Source organism: Ureibacillus sinduriensis BLB-1 = JCM 15800 (assembly GCF_000772955.1).
In the GTDB taxonomy this organism is placed as follows: domain Bacteria; phylum Bacillota; class Bacilli; order Bacillales_A; family Planococcaceae; genus Ureibacillus; species Ureibacillus sinduriensis.
Genome location: NZ_JPVO01000010.1, coordinates 1 through 878 on the forward strand (window position 1 = coordinate 1; position 878 = coordinate 878).

Consider the following 878-nt stretch of genomic DNA (forward strand, 5'->3'; position numbering starts at 1 on the left):
AATAACAGTAAATATTTTTACTAGCTGTTTTTTCGATAAATTTATTGGTTATTTTCAGTTTCTAATTTCATCATTGCACCAAAATATTGTGAAGCAGTCGTAAAAGAAATAAATGCACACAACTCACTTATTTCCTCTTCACTGAAACATTCTCTCAAAACATCAAAACTTGATTCAGCTATATCACCCTTTTGTTTTAAAAAGACTTCTGCAAATCCTACTGCAACAGAAGTTTTTCCTTCAAAATTAACTGGATCAGGTTTCCCTTTAGCCTTACAATACTCACATCCGTTACTTTGAGCTAATGTTCTTCTTACTTGTTCCTTTAATTTAGATGTTAGTAGTCCATCTTTTTCTAATACATCACCTAGCTGATTCCATTTCTCCATAACATCTTTATTATGCCCCAATAGTCTTTGAAAAGGTGTTTCCCCGAATTGGGATTCAATAATTCTTGCCATATAAGTCCCTCCTTGTTATGTTTAATTATAGTAAACAAAATAACTAAATCACATTAAATTCAATACGAGTAGCAAGTAAATAATATTTAAAATTAATGATTACTGGGAGAAAACTTTAAAAATGAAAATAGATGAAATTGATAAAAAAATCTTAGATGAACTACTTAATAACAGTCGTTTATCGATGAGCGAGCTTGGAAGAAGGATAAATTTGTCCTCCCCATCAGTAACTGAACGAGTAAGACAGATGGAATCCTTTGGAATTATAAAGAAAAATACTTTAGTGGTCGATTATGAAAAGTTAGGTCTACCGATCCAATGTATAATTGAAGCAACAGTTAAGAATGGTGACTATAAGTCTTTTAGGAGCTATATAGAGAAACTTCCAAACGTAGAATTTTGTTATAGAATTGCAGG

At 31.0% G+C, this 878-nt stretch carries 2 protein-coding genes; one reads left to right on the forward strand and one right to left on the reverse strand.

Annotation, left to right across the window (positions count from 1 at the left end):
• Positions 1-41: 41 nt before the first annotated feature.
• Positions 42-461, reverse strand: a complete 420-nt coding sequence (locus tag CD33_RS00130) for a carboxymuconolactone decarboxylase family protein (protein WP_036196967.1) — start codon at positions 459-461, stop codon at positions 42-44.
• A 121-nt stretch (positions 462-582) separates the two neighbouring features.
• Here CD33_RS00130 and CD33_RS00135 point away from each other — a divergent pair.
• A partial coding sequence (locus tag CD33_RS00135; RefSeq protein ID WP_036196970.1) for an Lrp/AsnC family transcriptional regulator occupies positions 583-878 on the forward strand: 296 nt, incomplete at its 3' end.

What these genes read in the sequence shown, in the direction of transcription:
- CD33_RS00130 (WP_036196967.1), bottom strand. Translation starts at nt 461, where the DNA reads ATGGCAAGAATTATTGAATCCCAATTCGGGGAAACACCTTTTCAAAGA.